This is a genomic window from Proteiniphilum sp. UBA1028 (assembly GCF_002316955.1).
Classification (GTDB): Bacteria; Bacteroidota; Bacteroidia; order Bacteroidales; family Dysgonomonadaceae; genus Proteiniphilum.
Genome location: NZ_DCEN01000034.1, coordinates 52,611 through 61,376, shown reverse-complemented (window position 1 = coordinate 61,376; position 8,766 = coordinate 52,611). Strand labels below are relative to the sequence as shown.

The 8,766-nt window shown below is 52.7% G+C and carries 7 protein-coding genes and 1 pseudogene; all 8 read right to left on the bottom strand.

What is annotated here, in order from left to right; translation table 11 throughout:
* A pseudogene (locus B3Z75_RS05295) lies at positions 1-254 on the bottom strand (ketol-acid reductoisomerase); the annotation flags it as partial.
* Positions 255-328: 74 nt separating this feature from the next.
* A complete protein-coding gene (gene ilvN, locus B3Z75_RS05290) occupies positions 329-922 on the bottom strand; it encodes an acetolactate synthase small subunit (protein WP_294068394.1) in 594 nt (197 codons plus the stop codon).
* Positions 923-1,001: 79 nt separating this feature from the next.
* Positions 1,002-2,768 (bottom strand): biosynthetic-type acetolactate synthase large subunit, encoded by a 1,767-nt coding sequence (gene ilvB / locus B3Z75_RS05285; RefSeq protein WP_294068392.1) that lies wholly within the window; start codon positions 2,766-2,768, stop codon positions 1,002-1,004.
* Between the two features lie 104 nt (positions 2,769-2,872).
* A complete protein-coding gene (gene ilvD / locus B3Z75_RS05280; RefSeq protein ID WP_294068390.1) occupies positions 2,873-4,738 on the bottom strand; it encodes a dihydroxy-acid dehydratase in 1,866 nt (621 codons plus the stop codon).
* Positions 4,739-4,813: 75 nt separating this feature from the next.
* Positions 4,814-5,896 carry a 3-isopropylmalate dehydrogenase gene (gene leuB / locus B3Z75_RS05275; protein ID WP_294068388.1) on the bottom strand — a complete coding sequence of 361 codons (1,083 nt, stop codon included), beginning with the start codon at positions 5,894-5,896 and terminating at the stop codon, positions 4,814-4,816.
* A gap of 57 nt (positions 5,897-5,953) precedes the next feature.
* Entirely contained in the window at positions 5,954-7,525 is a 1,572-nt protein-coding gene (locus tag B3Z75_RS05270) for an alpha-isopropylmalate synthase regulatory domain-containing protein (RefSeq protein WP_294068386.1), read from the bottom strand.
* A 52-nt stretch (positions 7,526-7,577) separates the two neighbouring features.
* Positions 7,578-8,174, bottom strand: coding sequence for a 3-isopropylmalate dehydratase small subunit (gene leuD / locus B3Z75_RS05265; RefSeq protein ID WP_294068384.1), 597 nt, complete (start codon positions 8,172-8,174; stop codon positions 7,578-7,580).
* Positions 8,175-8,286: 112 nt separating this feature from the next.
* Positions 8,287-8,766 (bottom strand): aconitase family protein (locus B3Z75_RS05260; protein ID WP_294068382.1); only part of this gene is annotated, 480 nt, incomplete at its 5' end.

The following is an 8,766-nucleotide window of genomic DNA, read 5'->3' as shown; positions in this document are numbered from 1 at the left end:
TCAATCTCAAACAGCGTTTCGCCCGGCACCCAACCATCGGCCACAGCCTTATCCCAGGTTTTACCGCCCTTGCGCTGCCCCACAATCACGTTGAAGCCATTGTCACGCAGATTGAGCGACTGGCCCGGTCCCTGTACCCCGTAGCCAATCACGGCGATTGTTTCGTTCTTTAACACCTCCTGAGCCTTGCTCAACGGAAACTCATCGCGGGTAACCACATTCTCTTCCACCCCGCCAAAATTCATTTTTGCCATTTTTTTTAAAATTTATCCTCTCTCCCGCCCCAAAAGGCGAAGAGAGCCGGTCATATTACTAATTATTGTTTCTGTCAATCTTCCTTGTCGTTCCATCGTTTGTTCTCCAGCTCGCGTTTGGCAAGCATGTCGCTCAGACGCTCCACCTTCGATTTGGTGATGGCAATCCTGCCCGAACGGACAAACTGCAGCACGCCGATGCTTTCCGCCAACTCATCGAAGAGGCCCTGTGTCTCAGCATAATGTCCCGCCTTCAGGAACACCACACAGTCTTTAGAGACCTCCAGAATACGCACATTGTATTTCCTTATCAGGTACTCAATGGAACCATGTTCCAGCACCTTCTCCGTGGAGAGCTTGTACAACGCCAGCTCCTGATGTACCAGATCCTCGTTGGTGTTGTAGTACGCCTTGAGGATATCCACACGCTTGTCGATGAGACTCACCAGCTTCTTCATCACCTCCTCGCTGTCGGAGAAAGTGGTGATGGTAAACTTGTGAATTCCCTTGATGGCCGATGGAGATACCGACAGTGTCTCGATGTTCAACTGTCGACGTGTGAAGATGGTCGTGATCTGATTAAGCACACCCACCGTATTCTCTGAAAAGATGGTGATGGTGTATAATGTTTTGTTCTCCTCCATTGTTGTTGATTTGATTTGTTGCATTTAAATCCTGATCTCTGAACTGAAAACTAAATTCCCGTTTATGGTAAGCGACTGCTGCACCTTGTGCCTTGGCTCTCGGTTATATGGTTTGTCCGTTTCCAAGCATGATATTGGTCACGCAGCCACCCGACGGAATCATGGGGTATACCATGCCTTTCGTCTCCACCACGACTTCCAGAAGATAGGCACCCTTGTGTGCCAGCATCTCCGCGATGGCCTCATCCAGCTCCGCACGTTGAGTCACTTTCCGTGCTTTGATGTGATAAGCATCCGCAATCTTGATGAAGTCGGGATTCTTCAGGTGTGTCTCTGAGTAACGTTCGTCGAAAAAGAGCTCCTGCCACTGACGCACCATGCCCAAATAATTGTTGTTCAGCAAAATAATTTTTACATCGAGTTCATACTCCATGATGGTGCCGAACTCCTGCATGGTCATCTGCAGCCCGCCATCGCCGACAAAAATACAGACCGTCCTGTCCGGAGCGCCATACCGGGCACCAATGCCCGCAGGCAGGCCAAAGCCCATCGTCCCCAATCCGCCCGAGGTAACCATGCTGCGCGACCGAGTGTACCTGAAGTAACGGGTACTCATCATCTGATGCTGCCCCACATCGGTCACGCAAATTGCTTTGTTGTGGGTAGCCTCCGTCACTTTGTGCACCACCTCGCCCATCTTTATTTCTCCTCCGTTTTCCGGATAAAGTTCATTCTTGATGATGGCGTCGAATTCTTTCTCTACATGGGGCTTGAATTCCGACAACCACTCTGCGTGCGATTGCTTCTCAAGCAGAGCGGTCACCATCGGTAGCGTTTTTTTGGCATCACCCGCTACCTTCACGGTAGTCTTCACATTTTTGTTCATCTCTGCCGGGTCAATATCGAAGTGAATCACCTTTGCCTGCCTGGCATAGGTCTTCAGATCGCCCGTCACACGGTCGTCGAAACGCATGCCAATGGCAATCAGCACATCGCATTCGTTGGTCATCATGTTGGGCGCCACGTTGCCGTGCATCCCCAGCATCCCGAAGTTCAGCGGATGATCGGAAGGCATGGCCGACAAGCCAAGGATGGTGGAGCCAAAAGGAATACCTGCTTTCTCCAGGAAAGAACGCAGCTCCTCTTCGGCATTTCCGAGAATCACTCCCTGGCCGACCAGTGCAAGCGGCTTCTTGGCACTGTTGATGAGATCGGCAGCCATCTTTATATGATCCTCCTCGACCTCCGGCACGGGCAGATAACTGCGAAGATAGCGGGTTTTCTGATAGGAATAGGCACACTTGTTCACCTGCGCATCCTTCGCGATATCAAGCACTACCGGCCCGGGACGGCCGCTCGAAGCAATGTAGAAGGCCTTGGAAACCGCCCACGCGATATCTTCCACCCGACGCACCTGATACACCCATTTGGTGATGGGTTGCGTCACCCCAATCACATCAGCCTCCTGAAATGCATCCGAACCCAGCAGGCTCGATGCAACCTGTCCCGAGATGACCACCAGGGGCGTGCTGTCCATCATCGCATCGGTGATGCCGGTAATGGTATTGGTAGCACCGGGGCCCGACGTAACAAGCGCCACACCCACTTTGTGGGATACGCGTGCATAGCCCTGCGCTGCATGTACAGCACCCTGTTCGTGACGCACCAGAATGTGTTTGATCTCGTGCTTGTGATCATAAAGGGCATCGAAAACAGGCATGATGGCACCGCCCGGATACCCGAACATCGTGTTCACACCTTCCGCGATCAACGATCGGATCAGTATTTCACTGCCCGAAATAATCTCTTTTTCCTGCTCTCTCTTATCGGGAGAGGAAATGGTTGCCGGAGTCTGATTATTTTTGTTCATAATAGGTACACTCAATTAATTGCTCGCTAAATTCAGACGATTGAAATAAATTTGTCTACTGCACATTTAGCCAAACGAAATCGTTGATAAAAAATAGAGAAATATTATATAATTCGTATAGCACCCTTGTCAGCCGAACTCACAAAGTGCGCATAAAGCTTTAATGCTTTCGATATTTTTCTGTCACGTACCGGACGGAAGGCGTCCTCTCCTTTCGCTTCTTCCCGCTCTCTTCTTTGCTGAAGTTCTGCATCGCTGATCTTCAGATTAATGCTGCGGCTGGGGATGTCAATCTCAATGATGTCGCCGTCACGCACCAGGCCAATATTGCCTCCCGCAGCCGCCTCGGGTGAGATATGGCCGATGGAAAGGCCCGATGTGCCGCCCGAAAAGCGTCCGTCGGTGATCAGGGCACACGCGGCCCCAAGATGTTTCGCTTTGATGTAGGAGGTGGGATAAAGCATCTCCTGCATACCGGGGCCTCCTTTGGGTCCCTCGTACACGATCACCACCACATCGCCGGCCACCACCTTTCCGTTCAATATGCCCGCACAGGCATCGTCCTGCGACTGGAATACCTTGGCGCTGCCGCTAAATCTCCAGATGCTTTCGTCCACGCCGGCGGTCTTCACCACACAACCGTTGAGGGCAATGTTTCCTTTCAGGATGGCCAGTCCGCCGTCTTTCGTATAAGCATGTTCCACGTCACGGATACAGCCTCCTTCACGGTCGGCATCCAGCGTTTTGAACCGTGCATCCTGCGACCCCATCACCAGGTTGTAGCGGTTTCCGGGTGCAGAGGTATAGATATTCTTTGCCTCTTCGGAAGGCTCGGCTTTGGTGATGTCGTATTTTTCAATGGCTTCCGCCAGGGTAAGCCCGTCCGCACGACAGACCGAGGTGTCCACCAGCCCTGCCTTGGCCAGCTCACCCAGGATCCCCATGATGCCGCCCGCACGGTTCACATCCTGGATGTGATATTTTTTTGAGTTGGGCGCCACCTTGCAGATGCAGGGTACACGCCGCGACAAGGCATCGATGTCTTCCAGATGGAAATCGATCTCCCCCTCCCGGGCTATGGCCAGCGTGTGGAGGATGGTATTGGTGGAGCCTCCCATGGCAATATCGAGCGTCATGGCATTCAGAAATGCCTCACGCGTGGCAATATTGCGCGGGAGCACCGACTCATCGCCCTCAAAGTAATAACGTGTTGCATTTTCCACAATCTGCTTTGCCGCCTTCACAAACAGCTGCTTGCGGTTCACGTGGGTAGCCAGGATGGTTCCGTTGCCCGGGAGCGCCAATCCGATTGCCTCGTTCAGGCAGTTCATCGAGTTGGCGGTGAACATGCCCGAGCAGGAGCCACAAGTGGGACAGGCCGACACTTCCAGTTGGGCCACCCGTTCGTCTGATACATTTTCATCGGCCGACTCAATCATGGCATCAATCAGGTCGATCTGCTCCTCACCTATCTTTCCGGCCTCCATGGGTCCCCCCGATACGAAGATGGCAGGGATGTTGAGCCGCATGGCGGCCATCAGCATGCCGGGCGTGATCTTGTCGCAGTTGCTGATACAGACCAGGGCATCGGCTTTGTGCGCATTCACCATATACTCTATCGAGTCGGCAATCATGTCGCGGGAAGGCAGTGAGTACAACATCCCGTCGTGCCCCATCGCGATGCCGTCGTCCACGGCAATGGTGTTGAACTCCGCGGCAAAGCAACCCAGCTTCTCCACCTCTTTTTTTACCAGTTGTCCGATGTCGTGCAGATGCACATGGCCCGGCACAAATTGTGTAAAGGAGTTGGCAATGGCAATGATGGGCTTGCCCATCTGCTCGCGGGTCATCCCGTTAGCATGCCAGAGCGCGCGGGCCCCCGCCATCAGCCGGCCCTGCGTGCTGGTCGCGCTGCGCAGGTTCTCCTTCTTTCCCGACGAGGCTCTGTATTTGTCTTCTCTATTGCTCATCTTGAACGTTTGTAAGTTTATCCGTTTATGTGTTTAAACGATTTGATGTTTCGATGTTTATTCGTTACCAACAAGCTAATTGTCAACTACCGAGTGTTCAACAAACTCCCTGATCCAGCTTCCCACCTCGCTGGTACGATAGCTTTTGCCGCCGCTGGCAATATCTTCGGTCACGACACCCGCTTCGAGGCTGGCGTTCACCGCTTTGCGGATCAATGCACCTTCGGCCTGCAGATTAAATCCATACTCAAACATCAGGGCGGCAGAAAGGATCATGGCCACAGGATTGGCAACATCTTTGCCTGCAGCCTGCGGATATGACCCGTGGATGGGTTCAAACAGCGATGTGTGCACACCCATGGAGGCTGAGGGGAGAAGTCCCAGTGAGCCGGTAATCACCGATGCCTCGTCGGTGAGAATATCGCCAAACAGGTTCTCGGTCACCAGCACATCGAAACTTTTGGGCCACTGGATAATGCGCATGGCGGCATTGTCCACAAAAAGATAGTCGGTCTCGATACCGGGATACTGCGGAGCGATCTCCTGCGCCACCTGACGCCACAGGCGCGAGGTAGCCAGCACGTTTGCCTTATCCACCACCGTCACCTTTTTGCGTCGCTGTCCTGCAAACTTATACGCCAGGTGAAGCACACGCTCCACCTCCTCGCGGGTATAGATACAGGTATCGTAGGCTGTATCTCCATCTTCGCTTCTGCCCTGGGGTCGACCGAAATAAAGGCCTCCGGTAAGCTCGCGGATGCATACAAAATCGGCCCCTTCAACCAGGTCGGCACGAAGTGGCGACTTGTGGATGAGAGAGGGAAAAGTCATCACGGGACGGATATTCCCATAGAGTCCCAGCTGCTTGCGCATGCGCAGCAAACCCTGCTCGGGACGTACCTTTGCATTGGGGTCGTTATCATATTTGGGATCACCGATGGCGCCAAACAACACCGCATCGCTCTGCATACAGAGCGTATGCGTTTCGGCCGGATAAGGATCGCCTGTGGCATCAATGGCACAAGCACCCACAATTCCTTCCTGATAGGATAGTGTATGTCCAAACTTTGTGCACACGGCCTGCGTTACCTCCAACGCCTGTTTCATAATCTCCGGGCCTATTCCGTCACCCGCCAGTACTGCTATTTTCAATTCCATGCCAATATATATCTTTCTTGTTCGTTTTTTGTTCTACTTTTACTGCGATTGCTGAATTTAGGGTAACGGCAAATAATTCATGTTGGGAATATTTCCGCTCTCCAGCATATTCAACATCTTCATGGTAGCCTTGATGGCCGCCACTGTCTGGTCTATATCCAGCGCCCGTGTCTTGAAGACTTTGCCTTCAAACTTCCAGGTAATCACCGTCTGCACGTAGGCATTGGTCTTTCCGCCGGGAGGTATCACCACCTCATAATCAATCAGCTCCGGCACCGGTTTGTTGAGGCTCCGGTATATCTTGAACATCGCCTTCGAGAAGGCGTGGTACTGGCCTTCACCGGCTGCTGTCTGCTGATACACCTCCCCTTTTATGGACAACTTTACGGTTGCCGTAGGCCGTAGCCCGTCGGTGAGCGTTAGCGAATAGTTGAGCATCTGTATATCTTTGTTGTCGAGGCCGTTTTTCAGCACATCCGACACAATGTAGGGCAATTCGTCGAGATTCACAATCTCTTTCCTGTCGCCCAGCTCAATGATGCGGGCTGTAACTTTGCGCGTGGACTCCTCATCCAGCTCAATGCCCAGTGCTTCCAGATTTTTAATAATGTTGGAGCGACCGGCATTCTTACCCAATGCGTATTCCCGGTAGCGGCCAAAGCGCTCGGGCATCAGGTTGCTGAAGTAGAGATTTTTCTTTTTGTCGCCGTCCGCATGTATACCGGCAACCTGGGTAAACACATTGTCGCCGATGATCGGTTTGTTGCCCGGGATACGCACGCCCGAATAGCTCTCCACCACCTTGCTCACATTGTAAAGCTTACTCTCGTCCACGTTGGTCTGCAAGCCCATGTGATCGTGAATAAGCGCGATCACGCTTGTCAGCGGCGCATTGCCGGCGCGCTCTCCCAGTCCGTTCACGGTTACGTGAACTCCCTGCACTCCGGCCTTGATTGCTTCAAATACGTTGGCCACCGCCAGGTCGTAATCGTTGTGGGCATGAAAATCAAAGTGCAGCGAAGGATAGCGTGCAATCATCTCTCCACAGAACTGACGTGTCTCGTCGGGATTGAGCACCCCCAATGTATCGGGAAGCATAAACCGGGTCACCGGCTCCTCCTTCAACCCATCCATCATTTGGAATACATACTCTTTGGAGTCGCGCATGCCGTTGGACCAGTCCTCCAGGTAAAGATTCACCCTCAGCCCCATGGCGCGGGCAGAAGCAATGCAGTTCTTCACATCCTGCAGGTGCTCGCTTGCCGTCTTGCGCAGCTGATAGGTGCAATGTTTCAACGAGCCTTTGCTAAGCAGGTTCACCACCTTGCATCCCGCATTGGCAATCCACTCAAGGGAGGTGGTTCCGTCCACAAAGCCCAGTACCTCCAGACGGTCTATGTAACCGTGTGTCTTTGCCCATTGGGCAATCTTCTGTACCGACTGGTATTCTCCCTCCGATACCCGGGCCGAGGCAATCTCCACCCTGTCCACGTTCAGCTCCTCCAGCAAAAGGCTCACCACGCTCACTTTCTCCTGAGCGCCAAACGATACGCCCGAAGTCTGTTCTCCGTCGCGCAGCGTGGTATCCATGATCTCTATTTTTCTTACTTCTCCCACAACGGTCTCCATTATTATGCTGTTATATCAATGTGCGGATATGCCGGCTATCTTCTAAAAACACTCAATAAGCAAAGGGTCGCTGCTGTTCGTATGTTTCAATTTTATCTTTGTTGGAAAGGAGAAAATCGATATCGTCGAGTCCCTCCAGGAGGCAGCCCTTTTTGTAGGCGTTTATTTCGAACAATTCGCTTTTACCTGTATCGTTATTCACGATTGTCTGTTCTTTCAGGTCTACCGTGACGGTAGCCTGCGGGTTTTTGCCGGACGAGGCAAACAGCTCACTCAGAAATGCTTCGCTCACCACCACCGGCAGGATGCCGTTGTTGAGGGCATTGTTGCGGAATATATCGGCAAAGAAGCTCGACACCACCACTTTAAACCCGTATCCGCCAATGGCCCAGGCGGCGTGCTCGCGACTGCTGCCGCTGCCGAAGTTCTTCCCTGCTACCAGCACCTGTCCGGCGTATGTGGGGTTGTTCAACACAAAATCGTTTTTGGGGTTGCCCTCCTTGTCGTAACGCCAGTCGGCAAACAGATTGTCGCCGAATCCTTCGCGGGTTGTCGCTTTCAGAAAGCGGGCCGGGATGATCTGGTCGGTATCCACGTTTTCAATGGGAAGGGGTACATATGTGGATGTAATTGTCTGAAACTTTTCCATATTTTTCTTTTTTTTGAATGTCAGCAAGTTTTCTCTGTACGTTTCCTGCTGATTGTTCGAATCCGAACTCTTTTACCTTGGCTCTTGAATTTTGAATCCTGAAAACAACACATCAGGGTTTTGTGATTTTACCATGTATCGCTGCCGCAGCGGCCACGAGCGGGCCGGCCAGGATGGTACGGGCTCCCGGCCCCTGCCGTCCTTCGAAGTTACGGTTCGAGGTAGAAACAGCATACTTCCCCGCGGGTACTTTGTCGTCGTTCATGGCCAGGCAGGCAGAGCAACCCGGCTGACGGAGTTCAAACCCGGCCTCGTTCAGAATTTTGTCCAGCCCTTCCTCCTCAATCTGCTTGCGCACCTTCCAGCTACCCGGCACCAGCCAGGCCGTCACGTTGTCGGCTTTTTTCTTGCCCTTCACGTAGTCGGCGAACAGGCGGAAGTCCTCGATACGTCCGTTGGTACAGCTTCCCAGGAAGACATAGTCGATCTGTTTTCCTTCCAGCTTCTCGCCGGGCTCAAAGCCCATGTATTTCAGTGACTTCTCAAAAGATATTTTGCCGGCCTCGTCAATCTCGTCCAACGTGGGAATGGT

What these genes read in the sequence shown, in the direction of transcription:
- ilvB (WP_294068392.1), bottom strand. Translation starts at nt 2,768, where the DNA reads ATGAACAAAAATAATCAGACTCCGGCAACCATTTCCTCTCCCGATAAG.
- ilvN (WP_294068394.1), bottom strand. Translation starts at nt 922, where the DNA reads ATGCAACAAATCAAATCAACAACAATGGAGGAGAACAAAACATTATAC.
- B3Z75_RS05270 (WP_294068386.1), bottom strand. Translation starts at nt 7,525, where the DNA reads ATGGAGACCGTTGTGGGAGAAGTAAGAAAAATAGAGATCATGGATACC.
- ilvD (WP_294068390.1), bottom strand. Translation starts at nt 4,738, where the DNA reads ATGAGCAATAGAGAAGACAAATACAGAGCCTCGTCGGGAAAGAAGGAG.
- leuB (WP_294068388.1), bottom strand. Translation starts at nt 5,896, where the DNA reads ATGGAATTGAAAATAGCAGTACTGGCGGGTGACGGAATAGGCCCGGAG.
- leuD (WP_294068384.1), bottom strand. Translation starts at nt 8,174, where the DNA reads ATGGAAAAGTTTCAGACAATTACATCCACATATGTACCCCTTCCCATT.